Source organism: Tanticharoenia sakaeratensis NBRC 103193, assembly GCF_000963885.1.
GTDB lineage: Bacteria > Pseudomonadota > Alphaproteobacteria > Acetobacterales > Acetobacteraceae > Tanticharoenia > Tanticharoenia sakaeratensis.
On the sequence record NZ_BALE01000005.1, the window covers coordinates 24,846 to 49,469 of the forward strand.

Genomic DNA, 24,624 nt, shown 5'->3' on the forward strand with positions numbered 1-24,624 from the left:
GCGTGCACGTCATCCATATGCTGGGCGGCTGGTGGCTGGATGCCGACATCCGTATTCGCAATCCGGAAGAATTCGCGCGCCTGGCGTCAGGGCCGTATGACCAGATCTTCTTCACCACCGACAACAACTACATCCATAACGACTTCTACGGCAGCGCGCCGTCGACGCCGTTTCTGGCCGACTGCCTGCTGTCGCTCTACCGGAACTGCTATCTGCACGGATGGCTGTTCATTGCGTACAAGACGGGACCGGGTGTCTTCAATCGCGCCATGAACCGGGCGATCTTCAATCATCGCCGGGGAATGCGCCCGATGGCGCCGACACGCATGGACGATCATCTGGCGTTCTGGGATTACATCGAGGATTTCGATACGCCTTACAAGGCGGCACTGCCGTCATGGCAGACGGCCTGATCGCGTCCTGACGGCGCGGCTGGTTTTGCCGGCTGCGGCTTTCTCTACGATGGGCCGCTGTTGAGCCTGGCAATCAAGGTCGTGGTCGAACGGTCGGGCGTCAGTTTTGCCAGCACGACACGGCCACCCCGGGCCCGAACGCTTCGTGCACCGACGACTTCGTCTTCCGTGTAGTCCGCGCCTTTCACGAGGACGTCGGGACGAAGAGAATCGATCAGCGCCTCGGGCGTCGCGTCGGCGAATGCGGTCACTCCGTCCACGGCCCGGAGGGCTGCGATCACCGCTGCCCGGTCGGCCAGTGGATTGACGGGCCGGGAAGGGCCTTTCAGCCCGCGCACACTGTCATCGGTGTTCAAGGCCACGATTAGCCTGTCGCAGGCCGCGCGTGCCTGCGACAGCAACGAGACATGACCCTGATGGAGAATGTCGAAGCAGCCATTGGTGAACCCGACGCGCAGACCCTGCGCGCGCCAGCGTGCGACGAGCGAATGTGCCCCGGCCGCATCGAGCAGGGTCGGTGCCGCATCATCCAGCGCCTCGTCCTGCGCGCTGAGTTCCGCCATGACCTCGTCCCGGGATGCGGTCGCGGTCCCCAGCTTTCCGACCACGACACCGGCCGCCGCATTGGCCACGTGCATTGCCTGCTCGAGCGTCATGCCGGAGGCGTAGGCAAGCGCCATGGCGGCGATCACCGTGTCGCCCGCGCCCGATACGTCGAAGACCTCCCGCGCGCGGGTCGGCACGGCGGCGATCGGGCGATCGCGTTCGGCCAGTGCCATGCCCTTCTCCGACCGCGTGGCGAGGATCGCGCGCAGGTCGGATGCGTTCATCAGTGTCTGCGCCGCGCGCGCCACGTCATCCAGCGTGTCCGTCGCGTGGCCTGCCGCGAGGCCCAGTTCGCGCGCGTTCGGAGTGATGCAGGTGGCGCCGCGATAAAGGCCGAAATCGCGCGATTTGGGATCGACGAAGACCGGGATGTCACAGTCACGCGCGGCCTCGATCACCATGCGCAGCACATCCGGGCTGCAGACGCCTTTGCCGTAATCCGACACGACGACGACATCCGCGCGATCGAGCAGCGCGACGCAGGCCGCGCGCAACGCACGGTCTTCCTCGTCCGACAGGAGCTGGAGGCTTTCGTCGTCGGTTCGGATGACCTGCTGATGGGCCGCGATGAATCGCGTCTTGCAGGTGGTCGGACGGGCGTCGGACACGATCGCGCAGTCTTCGATGCCGGGTGTCGCGGCCAGGCGCGCGCGCAGGGCGGTGCCTGACGCATCACGCCCCACCAGCCCCAGCAGCAGGGCACGGCCGCCCAACGCGCGGATGTTGTTGGCAACGTTGCCGGCACCGCCGGCCATCTCGCGGCATTCGCGAAGACGCAGCACGGGCACGGGGGCTTCCGGCGAGATGCGCTCCATGTCGCCATACATGAACCGGTCGAGCATCAGGTCGCCGATGCACAGGACGGTAATGCTGGAGAAATCCATCCTGCCGGACCTTCAGGCGCCGAAGCCTGCGACGACGTCGGCAAGGCCGGTCTGGCGGCGCGTGATCAGCCGCGCGGCGTTGAGCACCGCGCGGGCCTGCCCGATGGCGGTGTCGAGTTCGGCGTTGACGATGACATGGTCGAACTCCGCCCAATGCGAGATCTCGTCCCGTGCGGCCTGCATCCGGCGCGCGATTTCTTCCGGGTCGTCAGCCGCGCGCGAACACAGGCGGCGTTCGAGCTCGGCCAGGGAAGGCGGCAGGACGAACAGGCTTACGACATCCTGCGGCAGGGCAGCACGGATCAGACGATGTCCCTGCCAGTCGATGTCGAAGACCATGTCGCGTCCGGCGGCAAGCGCGTCTTCCACGGGCTGCCGCGGCGTCCCGTAGCCACGGCCGAACACGGTGGCCCATTCGAGCAGCTCGCCGCCTTCGGCCATGCGTTCGAACTCGGACATTTCGCGAAAATGGTAATGGACGCCATCGCGCTCGCCGGGACGCGGCTTGCGGGTCGTGACCGAGATGGAATGCGTCAATGCGGGCTCCGAGGCGCGCAGGGCATTGGCGATGGTCGATTTGCCGGCGCCGGAGGGGGCGGAGATCACCAGGCAGACGCCGCGCCGGGCAATCGGGGCGACGGTGGGTGCGGGGTGCGGTCGGGTCAAGTGCGGCTCCGAAGGGCGCAAGCGCTGGGGGCATGCGCGTTTTCGTCTCTTTAACACCCGTATGTTAGGATGGCGACCATGAAGCAGGATTCGGTGCTGATCACCGGGGCAGCCTCGGGTCTCGGCCGCGTGATTGCCCTGTCTCTTTCGCGTCCCGGCGCGACGCTCGAACTTGGTGACCGCGATTCAGACGGCCTTGCGCAGACCGCCACCGGCTGCCGTGCGCGTGGCGCCCATGTCGAAGCGCGGGTCATCGATGTGACCGATGGCCCGGCCATGGCGGACTGGATCCATGAGGCCGCGCGGGATCGCCTCGATCTCGTGTTCGCCTGCGCCGGTATCACGGGGGGCGTTCCCCCGCGCGACGCCGAAGGCGCTACCTATGAATGTGCCGATCAGGTTCGTGCCATGATGGCGGTCAATCTCGATGGCGTGCTGAACACGGTCCTGCCGGCGATTGCGGTCATGCGACGTCAGGCCCGCGCGCACGACGGCATGCGCGGGCGCATCTGTGCCATCGCGTCCGTGGCGGCCGTGGTCTCCTTTCCCGGAACGCCGTCCTATTGTGCGTCGAAAGCCGCCGTGGACCGGTTCATGGTCGCGCAAGGAAGTTTCCTCCGCGATGCGGGCATCCGGCTGACGAGCGTGTGCTGCGGCTTCGTCGATACGCCCATGGTCGCATCGAACCGCTTCCCGATGCCGGGCCTCGTTTCGGCTGACGATGCGGCACGCAGGATCCTGCGTGGCGTCGCCCGCGGCCAGCGGCGGGTCGTCTTTCCGCGCTGGCTGGTTGCAGGATCGCGCCTGATGGACCTGCTGCCGATCGGCATTGCCGAGCTCTACTATCGTCGCCAGCCGACCGGGGCCCCTGGAACGATGACGGCCTTATGATCTCCGTGAGGGCATCAAGGTGACGGAGCGTGGCGTTTTCGTAATGAGATTCATGTGGGCTGTTGCGCTACGTTGCAGCGCATGAATATCTGCCGTTTCTTCATTCTGCGGCCAGTCGCAACCATCCTTCTGGCGGTCAGTCTGCTCGCTGCCGGGATCATCGCCTATCCGACGCTGCCGGTGGCGGACATGCCGGACATCTCGCCCAAGATGATCCTGATCCAGGCCCAGGATCCCGGTGCATCGCCCCAGCAGGTTGCGAGCACTGTCGCAACGCCGCTCGAACGTCATCTGAGCCAGATCGCCGACATCAACACGATCGAGGCGGATGCGGCACAAGGCAGCCTCTTCATCCGCGTCACGTTCAACGATTCCCGTGACATCAACGGCGCCATGCGTGACGTGATGGCGGCCCTTCGCGGCGCCCACGCCGACCTGCCGACGACCCTGCGTCAGGACCCGGAAGCGTGGAAGGCCAATCCTGCCTCGAACCCCGTCATCGTGGCCTCGCTGGTGTCCGACACCGAAACGATGACGAAGCTGTACGACATCGCGAAGACGCGGATCCAGCCGCTTCTGTCGCAGGTCAAGGGCGTCGGCTGGGTCGAGGTGGATGGTTCGGCGGACCCCGCGGTGCGTGTCGAACTGAACCCGTTGCCGCTGTTCAAATGGGGCATCGGCTTCGAGGACGTGCGCACGGCGATCGCCTCGGCCAATGCGAACACGCCCAAAGGTTATATCGAGGTCGGCAGCCAGCGCATGATGCTGGACACCAATGACCGTGCCTTCAGCGCGGAACAGTATCGAAACCTGGTCATTGGCTATCGCAACGGGATGTATCCCGTGCATCTCTCGGATGTGGCGACCGTGACCGACGGTCCGGAGACGATCGAGCAGATCGGATACTACAACGCCCATCCTGCGATCAGTCTGGTCGTCCGCCCGCAGCCGGGCGCGAACGTTGTCCGCACGGTCGACGAGATCAAGGAGAAGCTCAAACATCTCGACGGCGCATTGCCCGGCGGCGTGAACCTCTACCTGACGAGCGATCTGTCGAAGACGATCCGTGCGGCTCTCGCCGACACGCAGATGACGCTCGTCCTGTCGGTCATCCTGGTCGTGGGCGTCGTGCTGGCGTTTCTGCGCAATGCGCGCTCGACGATCATCCCGGCGATCACGGTGCCGGTGGCCCTGATCGGAACGCTGGCCGCGATGAAGCTGTTCGGCTTCACGCTCGACATCCTCTCCCTCATGTCGCTGACGATTGCGACCGGGTTTGTCGTGGACGACGCCATCGTCGTGCTCGAGAACATCGCGCGTCACATGGAAGAGGGCGACGACCGGATGACGGCAAGCCTCAAGGGCTCGGCCGAGATCGGCTTCACCGTGACCTCGATCACAGCATCCCTCGTGGCCGTATTCCTGCCCCTGCTGCTGCTGCCGGGCATCCCGGGACAGATCTTCTTCGAGTTCGCGATGACGCTGGTGATCGCCATCACCCTGTCGCTGCTCCTGTCGCTGTCGCTCACGCCGATGATGTGCGCCTATCTCCTGACGGTCGATCACGGTCATCCCGGCCGGTCGATCGGGGCGCGCCTGTCCCGGGGTATCGAAATCGTCCTGCAGGCAATCCTGCATGCCTATCGCGTCAGCCTGCGATGGGCGCTGCGCTATCATGTGATCGTGGCCCTCTCGCTTCCCGCGAGCTTCGTGGCGCTGGTCGGCGGCATTGTCCTGATGCCCAAGAGCGTGCTTCCGTCGCAGGACCTGGCGCTGCTTGCAGGGAACGTCGTGGGTGATGCGACCATGTCGTTCAAGCGCATCCAGGTGGCGCTTTCGGAAGTCAGCCATGCCTTCATGGCCGATTCCGATGTGGCCAATGTCATCGCTTTCAACAACGACGATCACGCGGGCGAACTGTTCGCCACCCTGACGAACAAGGGCGCGCGTCACAGATCGCCCGAGGCGATCGCACGTGACATCACCAGGAGCCTGAAATCCGTCCCGGGCATGGAGATCTCGGTCTTCTCGCCGGGCGACATCAACGGAGGCGGCGGACAGCGCCGGGTCGGCACGTATCGCTACGTGCTGCAGAGTGATGATGCGGACACGATCTTCAACTACGTCCCGACGCTCGTTGCAGCACTGCGTCATGACGATCCGGTCCTGACGGACGTGAATTCGGATCTCGAGGCCAACGGGGCCGCGCTGTTCGCGCGGATCCATCGTGACACGGCCGCGCGGTATCTCGTGACGCCGCAGCTCATTTCCAACGTCATGCGCGATGCGTTCGGACAGAGCATCGTCTCGGTCATCAACACCGAAGTGTCGCAGCATCGCGTCGTGATGGAAGTGCAGGAACCCTATCGCCAGTCTTCCGACATCATGCGTCAGGTCTATGTCTCGACGGCGGCCGGCACGGCGGCGGGCGGTGTCGTCTCCAACCAGATCCGTGCGGTGGTCCCGGGGTCCACGACCAGCACGGCGGCCTCGCTGAGCCAGCAGTCGCTGGCCAATTCGATCGCGAACCAGATCACCGGCAGCGGATCGAGCGGATCCGCGGTCTCATCCAGCGTGGAGACGATGGTGCCGCTTTCGGCCGTCGCGGGTCTGGAGATGCGACCAACGCCGCTCGACATCACGCACCGGGACGGATTTATCGCAGGCGCCATCAACTTCAATTTGCGCGCCGGCAAGACGCAGGCGGACGCGGAGGCCGAGATCCAGAAGGTGATGGTGGCGACCCATGCGCCGGACGGCATCCATGCGGGGTTCACCGGCAATGCCGGCGAGCTGCAGAAGATGCTGGTCAACGAGGTTCTGGCATTCATCGCAGCCATCGCGGTGATGTACGTCGTGCTCGGCATTCTCTACGAAAGCTTCATCCATCCGATCACCATCATGTCCACGTTGCCGTCGGCGGGCGTAGGCGCGGTGCTCGGGCTCTGGCTGTCCGGGCAGCAGTTCTCGCTGATCGCGATGATCGGCATGATCCTGCTGACGGGTATCGTGAAGAAGAACGCGATCCTGATGATCGACTTCGCCCTTCATGCCGAACGCAATCTCGGGATGAAGCCCGAAGACGCGATTTTCGAAGCGTGCATGACCCGTTTCCGGCCGATCCTGATGACGACGTTGGCCGCAGCCCTCGGCGCGGTCCCGCTGATCACGTCCAACGGATATGGGGCGGAGTTACGGCTCCCCTTGGGTATTTCCGTGGTCGGCGGTCTGGCGCTGAGCCAGTTGCTCACGCTTTACACGACGCCGGTGGTCTATCTTTATATGGACAGGCTGAGTGCCATGGCCGGGCGGCTCTGGCTGCGTGTCCGTCCTCGGACCAATGCCTCCGATCGACGCTCCGATTCGGAACCTGTCGTGACCGGCTGATATCGGTGCGGCCGCCAGGGTCTGCCCATCTTGGATTGCCCGCGGCCTTCGGCCACGGGCTTTTGTTCATCTAGTACAGGAAATCTGACTGCGTGTTTTCCCCGAAACTGTCCGCCCGCGCAGCGCTGCTGGCCACTCTCTGCTTCTCGGCCGCGGCCCATGCGGCGCCGATCGTTACGCATGCCTTCGGCACGCTCGCCCTGTCGTCCGACGGTTCGCATCTGGCAAGCGTCGAACACGACAGCATCGCAGGCGATGACAAGGAGCCGACGCTTCACCTGCTGATCCGCGCGGGGCAGGGACATGGTGCTCCCGTGTCGGTCAGCCTGCCGAACGGCACGGTCAGCAGCCCGACATGGCGCCCCGATGGCGCGGCGCTGGCCTTCGTGCTGCATGATCCGAAGCAGCATCAGCGCTTCGTCTACAGTGTCGATGCCGCAGGTCGTCATCTGACGAAGCTGCTGGCCTTCGACGGCACATTGCAGAACCTGCGCTATGGGCCGGACGGGAAGCTCGCGGTGCTCGCGATCGCCGGCGCCAGGCGCGAACCGGGCGCGCTGCAGGCGGGAACCGCGCAGACCGGTGAGATCGGCGCGCATGAGGACGAGCAGCGGATCGCGACCATCGAGAACGGCCATCTGGTCTGGCAGTCTCCGGCGGATCTCTATGTCTACGAATATGACTGGCGCCCGGGTGCCACGCCCGGTTTCGTGGGCACCGCGGCTCATGGCAACGGCGACGATCACTGGTGGATCGCGCATCTGTATGCGTTCTCGGGCGGTCAGGCGCACGATCTGTATGCGCCGCCGCCCCAGCAGCAGATCGGCGTGCCGCGCGTGGCACCGGACGGGCAGTCGGTCGCCTTCATCGGCGGCCTGATGAGCGATTTCGGGTTCTTCGGCGGCGATGCCTACCAGATGTCGCTGACGGACCCGCAGGCGAAGCCTGTCAACCTGACGCCGGGGATCAAGGCAACCGTCACCAATCTCTCCTATGGCTGTGCGGATGGGCTGACCGCATCGGGCATCGCCGGTGCGCAGACCGCATTCTGGTCTCTGGGCAACGGTGCGCCACGCGCGCTGTGGACCGGGGATGATCTGCTGACCGCCAACTCCTATCGCGAGCCGGCGCTGCTGTGCGCGAAGGGCCAGACGGTGGCCATCCGCCAGAACTTCACCAAGGCGCCCGAGCTGTGGAGCGGCCCGATCGGACAGTGGAGCGCTCTGACGCACGCCAATGCAGCGCTCAAGCCGCAGGTCCATGCGCAGAACGTGACATGGACCAATGACGGGTTCTCGGTGCAGGGCTGGCTGCTGACGCCGGTCAGTTCCGACGGCGCGACCAAACGCCCGATGATCACGGAGATCCATGGCGGCCCGTCCTCGTCGAACGAGCAGGCCTATGTCGCGGCCAGCGGCGAAGTCACGCGGCTGGTGAACGCGGGCTATGATGTCTTCGAGCCGAACCCGCGTGGCAGCTACGGGCAGGGTGAGGCTTTCACCGCCGCCAACCGGCGCGATTTCGGTCACGGCGACCTGCGCGACGTTCTGACCGGCATTGACGCCGCCGAGAAGCTTGCGCCCATCGATGATGCGCATCTGGGCGTCACCGGGTATTCCTATGGCGGCTACATGACGATGTGGACTGTCACCCAGACCGACCGTTTCAAGGCGGCCGTCGCGGGCGGCGGCATCTCGAACTGGCAGTCCTACTATGGCGAGAACGGGATCGATTCCTGGCTGATCCCGTTCTTCGGCGCATCCGTCTACGACGATCCCGACATCTATGCGAAGTCGTCGCCGATCACGTTCATCAAGCACACGCATACGCCGACTTTCGTCTATGTCGGCGCCAACGACGAGGAATGCCCCCCGCCGCAGTCGGAGGAGTTCTATCACGCGCTCCGGACGCTGGGCGTGCCGACCAGCCTCGTGATCTATGCCGGCGAAGGACACGGCATGCACAAGCAGGCCGACTGGCATGATGCGATGAACCGCACGATTGCCTGGTTCGACACATACCTGAAGCCGAAGAAGGGCTGAAACCACCCTCTTTTGCCAGCGCACAAGGGGTCATGCCCATGGGCCGGCGTCCCCGGCCTTGCGGTCCGAACAGGCCGTGTAAAAGCTGCGCCGTCGGGGCGACGCGTGCGCAGGGGTGTGTGACCTTTCGCGCACGATTCCGTTCCTTGTGATCTCGCGCGAGGGGTAGGGCGGTGGTAATCGGGCGGGCGTCGCGCCAGTAATGGGGGGCGCAACCGATCCTTCCGGAGGTCTCCCGCCTTGCGCCTTCTGGCGCCCTTTCCCATCCTGTCGCAGATCAGGCACCGGTTTTTCTCGCTGAATGTCCTGCCGCCGGGCCTGACGCGTGCGCTGTTCATGGCGGGTCTTGTCTCGTCCCTGACGCTGGTGACAGCGGTCGCAGTCTTCGGCCCGCATCTGGGGCCGACCGCGCTGTTCGGCGCCATGGTCGCGGAATGGGAGGCCGATCGGCCGCTCTGGGCGCGGCTGCGCTGTGCGCTCACGGTCAGTTCCGTCATGACCGCCACGATGGCGCTCGGCGTCCTGATCGCGCCATATCACATACTGACGGTGCCGGTCGTCGTCGCGCTGATCCTCGTCATGACGACCGGTTACTACTCGTTCGTCCTGACGCGTGGTCCGGGTCCCCTGAACCTGTTCTATGCGGCTGCGATCGGCAGCTATCTCGGGCAGTTCGGCACCATCGGGCCGCAGGTCACGGTCATCACCGGGTTTGCCGGCCTGTTTGCGGGCTTCCTGACGGTGCTGGCGCTGATCCCGAAGATCCATGGGCCGGAAGAACGCATCGTCTCGAATGCCGAGATCGAGGTAACGGCCTTCTGCGCCGAAGCGGCACGTGACCGAACTGCGGCCGATCACTCGCGCAGGCGCCATGCAGCCTATGCTGCCGTCAACCGAGGCTGGCTGGTCCTGCGTGCGGCGGGTGGCGGCCCCTTTGGGTGCCGCGTGGCCCATCTCGCGCGGATGGCATCGGTCAACCGGCGCCTGTCGTTGCAGATGGTGCGCAACGTCTATCCTCACATCACGCCGGATCAGGTTGGCACCGACACCCCGGCCCTGAGGGGACGGCCGACGCTGTGGTGGCTGTTCCGCGCGAATTTCTGTCGTGACTCGGTCGCCTGGTTTACGGCGAGCCGGGTCGGACTGGCCGGTGCAATCGCAGGTGTGCTGACGCAGGCGCTCCAGCTCGGTCATCCGTACTGGGCCATCCTCTCCGCGACCCTCGTCCTGCATCGTTGGATCGGACGTCTGGCCACGACGACACGCGCGCTGCATCGCGGCGTCGGCACGTTGCTCGGGCTTGGGATCGTGGCCGCGATCCTTGCATGTCATCCGGGGGAATCCTGGATCATTGCCGCAACCGTCGTGTGCATCGTCGTCCAGTTCCAGCTCGTGGCCCGCAACTACGCGCTGGGCATCATCTTCGTTACACCGATGGCGCTGCTGTCGATCGAGGCCGCCGGGCAGGCAGGCTCGGTCACGCGGCTCATGGCGGACCGGCTGATCGAGACCCTGATCGGGGTGAGCGTCGCAATCGCCGTGACATGGTGCACGAGCCTGCGTACGCCGCGCCGCATCACCCGTGTGCGGTTCCTGCGCAGTTATCTCGCGATCGAACGCCTGCTCGGCTGCCTGGCAGCGGGCGTGGAGAAGCAGACCGCCGGCATCCATGCACGCGTCGTGCTCCAATACGAGCTTCTGACCACGCTGGCCGTGCTGACCCAGGCATCCGAGGACGATCCGTCGCTGGCCTCATGGCATGAGGTCGAGGTGGCGTTGGCCGATCTCGGCTATGCCACGCTGTGTGCCTGCTGGATCACGGAGCCGGACCGTCTACTGTCCCCGACGCAGGCGTCCGATGCGATCCGCGTGCTCCATGGGCGACTTGCGATGCTGGAGTCGAGCGGGAGCGGCCTTGCACGACTGGCCGATGACCTCCGCGCCGTCAGGGCCTGTCTGGCCCTGTGTCCGGAAGACCCGGACGATGCAGCGCCCGAGGTCGTGCGGCACGAGGCGTTGTCGCGCCGCTGATATGTCCTATGCTGGGACCCCACGCAGATCCGGGTTTCCTTCGCGGCGGTTCTCTCGATCCGTCCCCGCCTGCCTTGGATGCGGGGTGCGCGTCTTGATCGAAATGGCACGCCGGCCGCAGATGCGAGCCCTGTCGTGACGGGTCCTGCGTCCCTCGGCCGCATGGTCGCGCAACGCCGTGCCACGGTCGGTCTCCTGGTCGCTGCGGGGTGCATCAGCTACGTGGACCGCGCCGCCCTGTCCGTCGGCAACACGGCCGTCATGGCGTCGCTCGGATTGTCCTATACGCAGATGGGTTGGCTGTTGTCGGTTTTCGCGTGGGCCTATCTCGTCTGCCAGATTCCCATGGGACTGATCGCCGATCGCACGAGCGCGCGCAGCTTTCTGGGCGTCGGGCTGGTGGTATGGTCGGGCGCGCAGATCGCGTTCGGGCTGGTTGGCAGCGTCTTCGGACTGTTCGCATGTCGCGCCCTGCTGGGTCTGGGTGAAGCGCCCCTGTTTCTCGCCGGAACGCGCGCACTCGTGCGGTGGTATCCGCCACAGGACCGGGGCGCGGTCATCGGACTGTTCAATGGCTCTGCGGCCCTGGGTCCCGCGCTGGCGCCACCGCTTCTGCTCGGGATCATGGCGGTCTGGGGCTGGCGCGGCATGTCGGTCGCAATCGGCGTGGCAAGCCTCGCGCTCGCCGTCGTCTGGATCGCCTTCTATCGCGATCCAACCGCGATGCATCCGACGGCGGAGGCGCGCCGCGCATTCGCCGCCGGGTCTGCCGCGCCACCGGCCTCCGTCGGGCCGGTCGTTTCCGGCGATCTTGGATATCTCCTGCAGCGTCGCGCCACCTGGGTGGTGACGATCGGATTCGCAGGCGTGATCTACGTCACCTGGCTTTACGGAACCTGGTTGCCGGCATGGCTCGAGGCGACACAGCATGTGTCTGCCCGCAATGCGGGATTGTTGTCCGCATTGCCCCAGATCTGCGGGTTCGTGGGCTGCCTTGCAGGCGGAACCCTGAGCGACTGGTTGATGAGACGCGGATTCAGCGCGCTGGATGCATGTCGGCGCCCGGTGGTGTGGGCGATGCTGGTGGCCGCCGTCGTGACGGGGCTTACGGCGCTGCCGCTCGGGCTCGGCCTGTCGATGTTTCTGATGGCGATTGCCCTGTTCGCCGGCGGCCTTGCGATGAGCTGCGGCTGGACGTTGGGGACGGTGATCGCCTCCGAGCACCGGGTTGCGACCCTTGAGGCGATCCAGAACACGGGCGGCTCGTTTGGTGGCGCACTGGCCCCTGCCGTGACCGGGGCGCTGGCGGATCGCTTCGGTTCATTCGGGCCGTCCATGCTCACGGCCTGCGCGGTCGGTATCGTCTGCGCAGGCGTCTACCATTTCGGTCTGCGCTCGGTCGAAAAGCCCTGAGGGCAGAGGACCTGTTTGCAGAGCTGACTGGAGGCCCGGCCCGTTTAAGGGGTCCGACCTGCTGCGGCCGGTCGGACGCCGGAGCCAGAGATTTCGGCCGATCTATGGCCTGCGGTCTTCATCACCGCATGATTGCAAACCATCTAGCCATGCTCATGGCATCAATGGGTGCGCAGTCGTGCATCGGCGTGTGCGCCCCCCCAATCGTTCGGCGCCGCGTAATCAGTCATGAGGCTTTGGTTGTGCGCAGGCAGGCCGCCAATCCGTTCGGGTTAAGCGCAGGCACGCTGGATCGCATTCCGGAAAAAATGGTCTCATATCGGAGATCGTGAGTTCGGTCGAACGTGCCATGCCAGCTGCCTGAAAGGATGGCAGCATGTTGTCTTTCATGAGGAATGGCGACGGTCAGGCGGCCTTTGAAAAGGGGCCAAGCAGGACCGCTGCTGTTCGGACGCTTTCCGGACGGAGAGGTTACTTGTAAAAAACGATCAGGGGCGAAGTCGTGTCCATTTCGGATGCGACCGGCATCGTGAAAGGTCTGGTCGCAGTTATGTCGGGCAAGCTTGACAGGATGGCTTGAAAGGCCGCCCATCGGGAACAGGTTTCCCCTGTGCGTGCTGGTGAAACCCGGGGCCATATACAGCCGTTACAGAGCGGTTTTTCCGATGTCGTCTTCTGCATCAACAAAATCCGGATCACTGATTTCCTGAATTCGCGACAAAGTTTGACTTCATATTGGATCCGATGCGATCCGAGCGCTGCCGATATCACCTCGACAAGGAATACCAGGATGACTTTCCGGCGGATGCTCAGGCTTACGAGCGCTCTGGCAGGCCTTGCGACGGCGACTGCCGCCATTGCCGCACCGCCGGACACGTCTCACGCCGCATCGCATCCGGGCTACCGCCAGAAGCCTGCCGCCGCGTCGGCCCGCCACGCGCCGCCGCCTGTCCGGGACGAGGCGATCACCGTGTTCGGACACGGCTCCACGCGCCAGATGACCAGCATCACGCGTGGCATGATGCAGCAGAGCGTTCCCGGAACGTCGCCTCTGAAAGTCCTGAGCGAGCTTCCCGGGGTCGTGTATCAGTCCGCCGACCCGTTCGGGGCCTACGAATATTCGAGCCAGATTTTCATGCGCGGTTTCAGCCAGGCGCAGCTCGGCTTCACGCTCGACGACGTGCCCTTGGGTGATCAGCAATTCAACAATTACAACGGCCTGAGTGTTGCGCGGGCGATTATCTCCGACAACGTGGCAGGTGTGGACGTCTCGCAGGGCGCTGGCGCGATTGATGTCGCATCCACCAGCAATCTCGGCGGCGCGATCGAAATCCATTCTCTCGATCCTTCGCATCAGCGCGGCGGCGCGATCAGCCAGACGTTCGGCAGCAATTCCACCTTCAGAACGTTCGTCCGGCTGGACAGTGGCGACCTCAACACACAAGGTACGCGCTTTTCGGTGTCCTATGCACGGCTGAACGGCAATCTGTGGAAAGGGGCGGGATACGATCATTCGGATCAGGTCAACGCCAAGATCGTCCAGCCGCTTGCGCACAATTCATCCCTGAAGGCGTTCTTCGACTGGAGCTCGATCCAGCAGTTCGATTACCAGGACATGACCATGAACTACCTCCATACGGTCGGCCCCGATCTTGCGAACTACTACCCGGACTATTCGGCTGCTTATGGTGCTGCTCTCGGCAGTTATCGGCCCGCACTGCTGAAGACGAACGATCCCTTCGATGCAGCCTATTATGCGGGCACGGCCAATCGCGTGGATTATTTGGGCGGGATCACGCTCGATGAAAACCTGACCGATCGACTGAACTGGAAGACCACGCTGTATGCGCATGATGACGCGGGTTACAGCACATGGTCGACGCCCTACATGCCCTCTCCGAACGGGGCGCCGCTGTCGCAGCGCATCCAGACGCCGGGCATCGCACGTGGCGGCTTTGAAACGGCGGCGACCTACTCAATTGCCGGCAACCGCATCAATGCCGGCGTCTGGTACGAATACGGAAATTTCACCGAGGCACGCTATTTTTCACAAGCGCCCTTGCTCGGCCAGGGGACGCTTGGCAATCCCACGGGCGGATTTCCGTCAGCGGACGTGTTTGCAACTGCATGGCAGGAGGCGTTCTCGTCCAATACGTTCGTTTTCCACCTGCAGGATACGTATCAGATCCTGAAGAACCTCACGGTTAATGCCGGCTTCAAGTCGATGATCGTGAATGCCGGCAACAGCGTGCCGACGCAGGATCTTGCCCTGAACGGCACGGCGATTGCGCAAGGGCACCTCGAGGCATCGAACGCCTTTCTGCCGCAGGTGTCGGCGAACTGGCGCTTCCTGCCGCATCATGAGCTGTTTTTCGATGTGTCGCACAACATGCGCGCCTTTCCCGAAGACGGCTACAATACGAACGTGTCGGCAACGCCCTGGACCACGAGCCAGGCCGCGTTCCAGTCCACGGCCGCGAACCTGCGGCCGGAGACGGACTGGGTTTATGAAGGCGGCTACCGCTATACGAGCCCGTTCATCAGTGCGCTCGGTTCACTGTATCGCATCAATTTCTCGAACCGTTTGCAGCTGATTACCACTGGCGCGGCCATTCATCCGATTACGGCCGTTCAGAATGTCGGTGGAGTCACGACCAACGGGGCTGAAGCGAGCGTCACATTGCGGCCGGCGACAGGACTTTCGATCTACAATTCGTTTTCCTATGCCCATTCGACCTTCGATCAGGATGTGGTGACGGCAACAGGCGTCGAGCCGACACAAGGCAAGCTTGTGCCGAATTATCCGCAGTTCATGTACAAGGGGAACATCACCTACCGTATCGGGGGGCTGGAAGTTCATGTCGATGGATCATACCTGTCCCATCGTGAGTTGACCTACACCAACGATCTTCATGCACCGGGTTATTTTCTCGCAAATTTCGGCACGCGCTACGTGTTCGGCGATGCCGGGCCGTTGAAGCATGTCACGGCCGGTTTCAACATCTACAACCTTGCGAACAAGACCTATATCGCGACGACGAACGAGCTCGGAAACAACTTCGTCAATACCGGCTACAATTATTTCCTGATGGGCGCGCCGCGTCAGTTTTTCGGAACCATCAGTGCGGGCTTCTGACCTGAGAGCCCGGCATCGTGCATTTTCCGAATGGTCCTGACCTCGACACGCAAGCCATCGCGCGCTTCCGTCGCGTCTCGCATTCGCGATTGGCCGCCTCTGATGCATTGCCGACGACGGGTTTCGAGGGGATCTGAGCCTCAAGAGTGGCTCGAATTCCGGCTCTGCCCGTCTTTGTGTTTGATCAGCAGCCTGCGCATGTTGGAAGACGTCGTCAGGTGATGCTGCAAAACCATGCCGGACTGGTGCCTCGCGCTTTCCTCTCATGGCTCCAGGGTTGAGGCAGTTCGAGTTGTCCTGCATGGTGCGAGAGGATGGGCCGAGGAGGAAAATGCGCCGCTTGCCACAAGCGTCGTGCCGTCAGGATTTTTCCGTTACATGACGATGGGGCACGATAATCGGCTTGAGCTGCGACCATGGGCTGCATACCGATTAAGACGGAAAGCCGTTGCTGCTGCGTGTGCATAGGGACAGGTGTCTGCCCCACAGCCTTTAAGTTTTACAGCATGTAGGACAGAATGCAGCAGCGTGAACAGCCGGGACAGGACAGCCGACACAGCCACCGGGCTGCACGGTGATGGATCATGCCGCGTCGCTCTACAGCGGGCGCGTCATGCGGAAAAGACCGACATCGAGCGCACCAGTGCGAAATCCGGCTTCACAATAGGCGAGATAGAAACGCCATTTTCTCCGAAATTCTTCGGAGAAGCGCATGGCGGCGATATCGGGCCATGCGATCTCGAAGCGGCTGGCCCATTCGGCCAGCGTTCGGGCATAGCTGAGGCCGAAATATTCCTCGTGATCGAGAACGAGCCCGGCTGCGGCGATTTCGCGGCGCAGGGCCGGGACGGATGGCAGCATTCCGCCCGGGAATATGTGAAGCTGAATGAAGTCTGGCGTCTTGCGATAATTGACGTAGCGTTCCTCGGAAATCGTGATGACCTGCAGAAGCGCAGTGCCGCTCGGTTTCAGACAGGCCCATAAACTCTGAAAATACGTCTCCCAATATTGGACGCCCACGGCCTCGAACATCTCGATTGAAACGACGGCATCGAACTGCTCGGATATTTCCCGATAATCCTGAAGGCGCATGTCGCATTGACCGTTCAGGCCCGCTTCGGCCAGACGATTTCGGGTATAGGCAAGCTGCTCATGCGACAGCGTGACACCCGTGACACGATGGCCCTGTTCCGCAATTCTCGCGGCAAGCGCGCCCCAGCCGCATCCGATCTCGAGTACATCCGCGGGCTTCGGCAGATCGAGCAGGGTCAGCACCCGATCCTGCTTGGCGATCTGGGCCACTTCGAGCGCTTGTGTGCTGTCGGCATAAAGCGCGGACGAATAACTCATGCCTTGGTCGAGCCATTTCTCATAGAATGCGTTGCCAAGGTCATAATGGGCCTCGATATTGCGCCGGCTGCCGCGACGCGTGTTGCGGTTGCGTGCATGGGCAATCGTCTGGAGCAGCCGCACCGGCGTCCAGCCGCGCAGGGCATGTCCGCGCCGCTCGTTCAGCGCACCGAGCGTGATCAGGGCCACGAGGTCGGGCGTATCCCAGTCCCCGCGAAGATAGGCTTCGGCAAGTCCGACATCGCCGCTGATCAGGAATGACGTCATCGCGCGCCAGCGATGCACGATCAGCACGGCCCGGGGGCCGCCGCGCCCCTCGGGCGTCTCCATGACAGTGCCATCGGGCAGTGTCAGGCTGAGATGGCCTTCAGATAGGCGCTTCAGCAAATGCCGGGCAATGCGCGAGCCCAGCGGCCGGCCGCGGGTCAGGACCTGAGCAGCGCCATCCTGACGAGCCGTGGGAACAATCGACATCGACATGGTCAGGAACCCATCGTCACGACGTTGGAGGGAGGCGGGGGCGCCCGGTGGAAGCGGAGTTTCTTTCGCCAGAGTTTCAGCGCCTCCCAATGGATGGCCGCGACGACCTTGATGCCCAGCAGGGGCATGCGGGCGACGGCGCGCAGGATCTGCGCATCCGACAATGGACGACGTTCGCCGGTCATGACCGCATCGATCACAGCTGTGCCGTCTTCTGCGGCTTCGCCCCGGATCGAAAGCGCAAAACGACGCCCGGGACGCGCGAGGGTGAAGCGGTAGCCCATTTCCATCGGCATGAACGGCGACACGTGGAAGCGTTTGGGTGCGTGATGCCGCATCGGTCCGGGCCGCATGTCACCCCGTGCAACGTCTGCCAGATAGACATGACGCTGGCCGAACGTGTTGTGCACTTCATAGGCCACGACACGCAGCGTGTTGGCGGCATCCGTGCAGAAATATAACGAGATCGGATTGAAGGCGTAGCCGAGAACGCGCGGCATGCAGCACAGGATGACGCGGCCGCCCGCGAGATCAACCCCTTCGGCGGTAGCGAGGCCCTGGACCCAGCGCTTCAAAGCCGCGGGCGTATCGATGCCGGGGCCGGTGCCGTGATCGGCGGGGTTCAGGCCGAGCAGATTGAAACGCCCGACGGAGAACAGGCGGCATTGTCTTGCCGTATCGGTCAGACGGTCCAGATCCAGCAGGGTCATGAAAATCCGGTAGCGCAGGGCATGGCGCACGGGACGGTGCCGCACATGCGTCACGGTCATGTCGTAGAGGCAGTCGGCTTCCATCATGCGGCTGCTTTGCGCGCGGCAATCGGCACGAACCGTGGCGTCGGGATGCGGCCGGATTCGTCGGCGACCTGCCATGGGCGTCGTACGCCGCCGAGCGCTTCCGCGACGGCGAGGCCCGCCTGAAGACCGTCCTCGTGAAATCCGGCGCCGAAATAGGCACCGCAAAACCATGTTCGCCGCTGCCCCTGCAGATCCCAGAGGGTATTCTGCGCGCGCAGGGCTTCCGTATCGAATAGGGGATGCTCATACGAGAACCGGGCAATGATCCGTTCGGGCAACGTGTCGGGGTTCAGGGTGACAAAGAACTGCCGCTCGCCGGGGATGTGCTGCAACCTGTTCATCCAGTAGGTCACGCAGGGCGCTTCCTGGCCGCTGTTTCCGCCCTTGACGTTCCAGCTCGACCAGACCGCGCGATGTCTCGGCATCATCGATGGGTCTTCATGGAGGATGGCCGTATTGGGGCCATAGCGCAGAGCGCCGAGGATTGTCTGTTCCTGTGGCAAGGGATCGGCGAGCAGCGCGAGGGCATCCGGTGCATGGGTGGCGATCACGACGTCGTCGTAGGACCGGGCTCCGTCGGGGCCATGCACAAGAACATGGTCCGCGAAGCGTTCGATTGCGTGGACCGGCGCATGACAGCGAATGGTCGATCCGGGTGCTGCGCGGATGTCCTCGGCCAGCCGCTCGACATAGACGCGCGAGCCGCCCAACACACTGCGCCACTGCGGTCGGCCGCGCAGCTGCAGCAGGCCATGGTTTGTGCAGAAGCGGAGAAAGGCGAGGGCAGGCTGGTCCCGCACGGATGCCGGGCTGCAGGACCAGATCGCGGCTGCCATGGGCAACAGATGATCGCGCTGCATCGTGCGGCCGTAGCCGTTGCGATCGAGCAGCGTGCCCAGGGTTTCGGACGGGTCCGTCGTCGCGCGCGTCAGGTGTCCGGATTGCCGGTAGAACCGCAGCGTCTGGCTCAGCATGGACCAGAAGCGCGGGCGCAGGAGGTTGCGTTTCTGTGCGAACAGCCCTGCAAGGCCGGTGCCGGAATATTCGAGGCCTGACAGCCCTGTCCCGCGCGAGACAGACAAAGACATGTCCGCAGGCTTGGTCGCAACGTTCAGATGGGCGAACAGCGCGCTCAGATTGGGATAGGTCTGCTCGTTATAGACGATGAAGCCCGTATCGACCGGAATCGGACCATCGGGATCAGGCACCGACACGGTATTGCTGTGACCACCCAGACGGCCCGCCCCCTCATGGACGGTCACGGCATGGGTCTTCGACAGGAGCCAGGCGCAGGATAGGCCGCCTATTCCACTGCCAATGACCGCGATCCGTCGTCGTTCTGCATCCAAGAGGCCATCTCCGCCGTAGACATGATACGCCTGCGCGATCATGCGCCCGGCGTTGTCGTTCATGAGCGTTACGTGGCAACCGGGTGTTTGGATGAGATGCGGATGAAAATTTTCCGAAACGGAACGTGATGACGTTGCGAGCACTGTTCGCGCGGCATCGGATACTTGGGGCCACGGGGATAGGTACGGCGTTGTTGGGAGCCGGATATTCTCCGGTCGAAATGCTCAACGTGCTGGCCGGAAAATGTCGCATCGAGCGTGACATTGCCTATGGCCCCGATCCTCGGCACCGCCTTGATGTGTATGTGCCCGCGTCTGCCGGGCCTCATCCTGCATTGATGTTTCTGTATGGCGGGAACTGGGACAGCGGCAGCCGGGCGATGTATCGTTTCGTCGGCACGGCCTTCGCGGCTCGCGGGTTTCTGACTGTCATTCCGGACTACAGGCTGTATCCGGCCGTCCGCTTTCCGGTTTTCCTCGAAGACTGCGCGCGGGCGTTCGCCTGGACCCGGCGTGAGGCTGACCAATACGGAGGCGCCGGCATGCCGAGGCTGCTGGGGCATTCCGCCGGCGCCTACAACGCGGCCATGCTGGCGCTGGCGCCGGATTACCTTGGCGCGTTCGGATTGGCGCCACGGCGCGACATTCACAGCATGGTCGGATTGGCCGGACCGTATGACTTCCTGCCGCTGCACAGCGAGGAACTGCGTCGTGTCTTCGGCGCATCAGGCGATGGCATGGCACCTGCCGCAACACAACCGGTCACGTTCGCCGATATTCGCAGCCCGCCCATGCTGCTGATGGCCGGCACGGCCGACACGGTCGTGGACCCGGGCAACACGCGCAGGCTGGCCGCCCGTCTTCAGGCAGCGGGGGCCCGTGTGGAGACGCGGTTTTATCCCGGCGTCGGCCATCGCGAAATTATCGGTGCGATCGCGCTGGTCCTGCGTTTTCTGGCGCCCACCTTGCGCGATTGCGTGGCGTTCCTGGCGGATGACGGCGTGGCCGCAGGATGAGCGCGGTCCTGATTGCCCATCGAGGTGCTGTGGAGCGTGGTCGCATGCCAGGATGCAGCGGCCTTGCTGCGTCTCTCCAGATCGCTGTCTTGCCAATCGAAGTCCTGTCTTAACCTCGTGCGTCACTGCGCACTCCAGGGGGCTGATCATGTCTCTTCTCTCACACGCAACCGTGGCGTTCGAACGGTTTCCGTTGCCCGATGCCATATCGCGCGCCGTGATCGGTCTGCTCGTCGCCCGCACCGATCGCGCGCTTTCAGGCGATCGCCGCGCCGATGTCGCAAGATTTGCAGATGACATGGCGAAGTATCCGATCGCGGAGCATGCCGATCTCGCCAATGAACAGCATTATGAACTGCCAGCGCGGTTCTTCGAGCTGATGCTCGGCCCGGCCCGGAAATATTCCTGCTGCTTTTATACTCACGCAGAGGCCACGCTGGCGGATGCCGAAGAGGCTGCCTTGAGGCTTACTGCCGAACACGCGGCCCTTGCCGACGGGCAGTCCATTCTGGAGCTCGGATGTGGCTGGGGCTCATTGAGCCTGTGGATGGCGAGACGGTTTCCGAATGCCCGGATCACGGCCGTGTCCAATGCCGCAGCCCAGCGCCTGTCGATCGAAGCCCGCGCGCGGGCGGAAGGGCTCGATAATCTCACCGTGGTGACGGCGGACATGAACGTCTTCGCGACACCCGAACGTTTCGACCGGATCGTGTCCGTCGAGATGTTCGAGCACATGGCCAACTGGCGCGCGCTCCTGACCCGTGCGCGAAGCTGGCTGAAACCCGATGGTTGCGCGTTCATCCATGTGTTCACGCACGCGCATGCGCCCTATCGCTTCCTGCGCGACAATGAGGACGACTGGATCGCCCGGCACTTTTTCTCGGGCGGCATCATGCCCAGCCACGACCTGATGGCTCAATTTCCGGACCTGTTCACGGTTGAACAGTCATGGCGCTGGAATGGACGCCATTATCGCCATACGGCGCTGGACTGGCTGGCACGATATGATGCAGCGCACGACGAAATCGGCCAGATCCTGCACGATGTCTATGCCGATGATGCAGCGCTCTGGCGTCGGCGCTGGCGCCTGTTCCTGCTGGCGACGGCGGGCCTGTTCGGACATCGGAAAGGCCGGGCATGGGGCGTCAGCCACTACCGGCTGCGTCCGTCAGCGTAAGGACGACTGATATCGGATTGCACGATGGAGCTTTCACGAAGCCTGTCTTGCCGGGCGGAACGAACGCTCTGGTGCGGGGCACGACCGGCGATGCTTTCCGATCGGTTTCAGCCCGTTATCTGCCCTGCCGCACGTGCTTGCTGAAACAGCGGCGTTATGATCCCTTCGATCAGGGATCAAGGCGCCGCCCCGCGCGTTTCCGGAAGCTGAAACGCGCGGGTCATGGCCGCCGTCCAGATAATTCCCGGCATCCATATGGAAAGAGAATACCAACCTTGAGTGCAACGGCGGACGCGACCCTTGATCGTCTGATGACACGTATTGCCGTCGGGGATCGCGTGGCGTTCCGCGCGCTCTACGATGCGCAGGCGCCCCGCCTCTATGGACTGGCCATGCGTCTCCTGCGCCAGCCGGGTGCGGCGTCGGATGCCGTCCATGACACATTCGTCGAGGTCTGGGAGAAGGCACGGCAGTTCGATCCCCGACGCGGACATGCCGCCGCATGGCTCGGGACGATGCTGCGGTATCGGGCGATCGATGCGCTGCGTCGTACCGCGCGCGAGGATATCGGTGCCCCTGTGCCCGAGGAAATCGACCCGGACCCGACACCGCTGGAACGTTTGCAGACCTCTGATGAAGGGCGTGCGCTGTATCGCTGCCTGGATGAGCTCGATCCGCGGCAGCGCGCGCTCGTTCTGTCGGCCTATCTCGACGGCTGCACGCATGTGGATCTGTCCCGGCGCTTTGCAGCCCCGCTCGGCACGGTCAAGTCGTGGATCCGCCGCGCGTTGCAGAGCCTGCGCGGATGCCTCGAATCATGAGTGGCGAGCTGGGCGGAATGCCTCCGGACGATCCGCGCGACCTCCTCGCCGGCGAATATGTGCTGCGTCTTCTCTCGCCCGAGGAAGCGCTCGGCGTGGAGCGCGATGCCACATTGAGGCCGCTTGTCGAGGACTGGGAACACAGGCTCGCGCCCCTGCTGGTTGTAGCCGATCCGGTTTCGCCGCCCGCGGACCTGTGGCCGGCGATTGCTTCTACGTTGAGACTGGATGCCCCGTCGGCTGCTTCTCTTCGCGCGACCTCATCACAGCCGGCATCATGGTGGCAGAGCATCGCCATGTGGCGCGGTGCGACCGCCGTTGCCGGGGCGCTGGCCGCGGTCCTGGCCGTTGCCCTGATGATGCGCGGCATGCCGATGTCGTCCGAACCGAAATTCATCGTTGCGCTGGCCGTGCCAAACGCGCCGACGCCGGACTTCGTCGTCAGCATCGCCGCCAGCGGCCGGCTGACAGTGCATAATCTGCGCCCGGTCACGGCGGGGGAAGGACATGATTTCGAACTCTGGATCTTGCCGGCGGGCCGGACCGTCCCGCAATCGCTGGGCATCCTGCGCGGCGATGCGCCGATTACGGTTGGCCCGCGTGTCACGACGGACATGGCGCAGCTGATGGTCAGTCTGGAGCCCGAAGGCGGCTCGCGCACGGGCCGGCCGACAGGGCCTGTGGTCTATGCCGGACGTCTGGGGCCATCGCCCGGCTGATGGACGAGGCGGGCGACGCCGACGGCGCAACGACGGTGTCCGCAAGGATGCCGCCTGCATGATGCTTGGCCCGAGACGGCAGCGAGCGGGCCGAACGCAGTCGTCCGGGTGTCCGGAATCCTGCTTTCCAGAGCTGCCATCTCTTGATGTTGCATGATGAGATTTGGGCCCGGACAGCCTGCCGTTTGGGAACGCGTCGTTGCATCGGGACCGGCGTAGTGTCCGTGCATTCGGAAGCGTCATGCCAGTGCCGGTTTTCCATGACGCGGCGGCTCGGGTCATGCGTGTACCGGCTGCCGCAACGCTGGCCGAGTTCGTCTCGCGCTTCCATCCGCGCAACAATGTCCGCGCATATGGGGCAGAGGGGTAACGTGCGACATCATGGCGGGAACCCGGAAAGCCGGGCAGGTGCCGGGTCAGCCGCATGATCGAGAGCAACCATAACCGGAGGTGTGGGATGAGGCGACGTGCAAGAGGCCTGGCGGTTTTATCGGCTCTGGCGTGTCTTGGCGCGGCCGGCCGCTCCCGTGCCGCCGATGGGCTCTGGGCTGTCTATGATCAGGCGCTCAAGGGCGCGAAATACATCGATCTGACGCACACGATCACGCCCGATATCCCGGTCTGGGCAGGGTTCGGCCAACCGGTCTTCGGTCGGGCGAAGGCCGCGACCGACACACCGCCGTTTGCCCGCAGGGGTGAACCCTTCACCTATGACCGCGCGGGCTTCGAGGCGAGCACATATACCCTGCCGACGGATCAGCTCGGCACGCAGCTTGATCCGCCGGCGCACTGGGCGCCGAACTATCCCGCGATCGATGAGCTTCCCGCGACCTACACCCTGCGTCCGCTCGTCGTGATCCCGATGCAGGACAAGGTCGCCCATGATCCGGGCTATCAGTTGCAGCCGGCGGACGTCGTGGCGTTCGAAGCGCGGTTCGGCCGCATTCCCGAGGGCTCGGTTGTCTTCGTGCGGTCCGACTGGTCGAAACGCTGGCCCGATCCGGCTCTGGCACGACAGGAACATTTCCCGGGCGTATCACTGGCAGCCCTGCAGTTCCTGCACCTGCAACGTCACATCTTGTTTCACGGGCATGAGCCATTGGACACGGATGACACGCCGACGCTGGAGGGCGAGCACTGGCTGATGCATCATGGCTATGCGCAGGCCGAAGGGTTGGCGCATCTCGATGAAGTCGAACCCACGGGATGCCTGGTCGCAATCGGGTATCCGAAGTTCAAGGGCGGGACCGGCGGCTATGCCCGGTATGTGGCCATCTGCCCTGCGGACTGGCGCTACGGGACGACCGCAGCGCAGACGGCAGGGCCTCTGCCGCGCTCCGATCATCCGCTGCACTGGGACGCGCGCGCCAGCATGCGGGTCAGGTAGACATGTCGAAATCGGGCTGTCTGTCCCGTCGAGATGTTACGATCTTCACGACAATGAGA

The 24,624-nt window shown here is 63.9% G+C and carries 18 protein-coding genes; 13 read left to right on the forward strand and 5 right to left on the reverse strand.

Features of this window, described 5'->3' with window-relative positions:
- The first annotated feature begins 2 nt into the window (after positions 1-2).
- Complete coding sequence (locus tag B8446_RS15955; protein WP_148505806.1) at positions 3-413, forward strand: hypothetical protein; 411 nt, start codon at positions 3-5, stop codon at positions 411-413.
- A 44-nt stretch (positions 414-457) separates the two neighbouring features.
- Here B8446_RS15955 and rfaE1 read toward each other — a convergent pair whose 3' ends face one another.
- Together rfaE1 and gmk are read right to left on the reverse strand one after the other, a co-directional pair.
- On the reverse strand, positions 458-1,903 hold the full coding sequence (gene rfaE1 / locus B8446_RS02140; protein WP_048846752.1) for a D-glycero-beta-D-manno-heptose-7-phosphate kinase: 1,446 nt from the start codon (positions 1,901-1,903) through the stop codon (positions 458-460).
- Between the two features lie 12 nt (positions 1,904-1,915).
- Entirely contained in the window at positions 1,916-2,569 is a 654-nt protein-coding gene (gene gmk, locus B8446_RS02145; protein ID WP_048846754.1) for a guanylate kinase, read from the reverse strand.
- Between the two features lie 78 nt (positions 2,570-2,647).
- Between gmk and B8446_RS02150 the strand changes: the two genes are divergently transcribed.
- The 6 genes from B8446_RS02150 to B8446_RS02175 all read left to right on the forward strand — a co-directional run bounded on the left by B8446_RS02150 (position 2,648) and on the right by B8446_RS02175 (position 15,469).
- Positions 2,648-3,460: an SDR family NAD(P)-dependent oxidoreductase gene (locus B8446_RS02150; protein ID WP_048846757.1), complete on the forward strand. Its 813-nt coding sequence runs from the start codon at positions 2,648-2,650 to the stop codon at positions 3,458-3,460.
- 81 nt (positions 3,461-3,541) lie between these two features.
- Entirely contained in the window at positions 3,542-6,847 is a 3,306-nt protein-coding gene (locus B8446_RS02155) for an efflux RND transporter permease subunit (protein ID WP_048846759.1), read from the forward strand.
- Between the two features lie 92 nt (positions 6,848-6,939).
- A complete protein-coding gene (locus tag B8446_RS02160; RefSeq protein WP_048846760.1) occupies positions 6,940-8,889 on the forward strand; it encodes a S9 family peptidase in 1,950 nt (649 codons plus the stop codon).
- Between the two features lie 240 nt (positions 8,890-9,129).
- Positions 9,130-10,920, forward strand: a complete 1,791-nt coding sequence (locus tag B8446_RS02165) for an FUSC family protein (protein ID WP_048846762.1) — start codon at positions 9,130-9,132, stop codon at positions 10,918-10,920.
- A gap of 135 nt (positions 10,921-11,055) precedes the next feature.
- Positions 11,056-12,333, forward strand: coding sequence for an MFS transporter (locus tag B8446_RS02170; protein ID WP_158507510.1), 1,278 nt, complete (start codon positions 11,056-11,058; stop codon positions 12,331-12,333).
- Positions 12,334-13,138: 805 nt separating this feature from the next.
- Positions 13,139-15,469 (forward strand): TonB-dependent receptor, encoded by a 2,331-nt coding sequence (locus tag B8446_RS02175; protein WP_241767591.1) that lies wholly within the window; start codon positions 13,139-13,141, stop codon positions 15,467-15,469.
- Between the two features lie 597 nt (positions 15,470-16,066).
- On the opposite strand, the gene B8446_RS02180 is transcribed toward B8446_RS02175, so the two are convergent.
- From B8446_RS02180 to B8446_RS02190, 3 genes are read right to left on the reverse strand one after another with little or no spacing between them, the layout of a single operon-like run.
- The gene (locus B8446_RS02180) at positions 16,067-17,293 is read right to left on the reverse strand and encodes an SAM-dependent methyltransferase (protein ID WP_048846806.1); all 1,227 of its coding nucleotides are present in this window, start codon (positions 17,291-17,293) and stop codon (positions 16,067-16,069) included.
- 8 nt (positions 17,294-17,301) lie between these two features.
- Complete coding sequence (locus tag B8446_RS02185; RefSeq protein WP_158507511.1) at positions 17,302-18,096, reverse strand: DUF1365 domain-containing protein; 795 nt, start codon at positions 18,094-18,096, stop codon at positions 17,302-17,304.
- Positions 18,093-19,508 (reverse strand): NAD(P)/FAD-dependent oxidoreductase, encoded by a 1,416-nt coding sequence (locus B8446_RS02190; RefSeq protein ID WP_241767592.1) that lies wholly within the window; start codon positions 19,506-19,508, stop codon positions 18,093-18,095. The genes B8446_RS02185 and B8446_RS02190 overlap by 4 nt, the downstream gene beginning before the upstream one ends.
- A 65-nt stretch (positions 19,509-19,573) precedes the next feature.
- Here B8446_RS02190 and B8446_RS02195 point away from each other — a divergent pair, with 65 nt between their 5' ends.
- The 6 genes from B8446_RS02195 (at position 19,574) to B8446_RS02215 (ending at position 24,565) form a co-directional block, all read left to right on the forward strand.
- Positions 19,574-20,461 carry an alpha/beta hydrolase gene (locus tag B8446_RS02195; RefSeq protein ID WP_048846768.1) on the forward strand — a complete coding sequence of 296 codons (888 nt, stop codon included), beginning with the start codon at positions 19,574-19,576 and terminating at the stop codon, positions 20,459-20,461.
- Between the two features lie 148 nt (positions 20,462-20,609).
- On the forward strand, positions 20,610-21,638 hold the full coding sequence (locus B8446_RS02200) for an SAM-dependent methyltransferase (RefSeq protein ID WP_048846770.1): 1,029 nt from the start codon (positions 20,610-20,612) through the stop codon (positions 21,636-21,638).
- 311 nt (positions 21,639-21,949) lie between these two features.
- Positions 21,950-22,459, forward strand: coding sequence for a sigma-70 family RNA polymerase sigma factor (locus tag B8446_RS02205; protein ID WP_048846813.1), 510 nt, complete (start codon positions 21,950-21,952; stop codon positions 22,457-22,459).
- Positions 22,456-23,178, forward strand: coding sequence for an anti-sigma factor (locus B8446_RS02210; protein ID WP_048846773.1), 723 nt, complete (start codon positions 22,456-22,458; stop codon positions 23,176-23,178). The genes B8446_RS02205 and B8446_RS02210 overlap by 4 nt, the downstream gene beginning before the upstream one ends.
- 241 nt (positions 23,179-23,419) lie before the next feature.
- Positions 23,420-23,548 (forward strand): hypothetical protein, encoded by a 129-nt coding sequence (locus B8446_RS16685; protein WP_264921732.1) that lies wholly within the window; start codon positions 23,420-23,422, stop codon positions 23,546-23,548.
- Positions 23,549-23,635: 87 nt separating this feature from the next.
- The gene (locus B8446_RS02215) at positions 23,636-24,565 is read left to right on the forward strand and encodes a cyclase family protein (protein ID WP_048846775.1); all 930 of its coding nucleotides are present in this window, start codon (positions 23,636-23,638) and stop codon (positions 24,563-24,565) included.
- Positions 24,566-24,624: the final 59 nt, after the last annotated feature.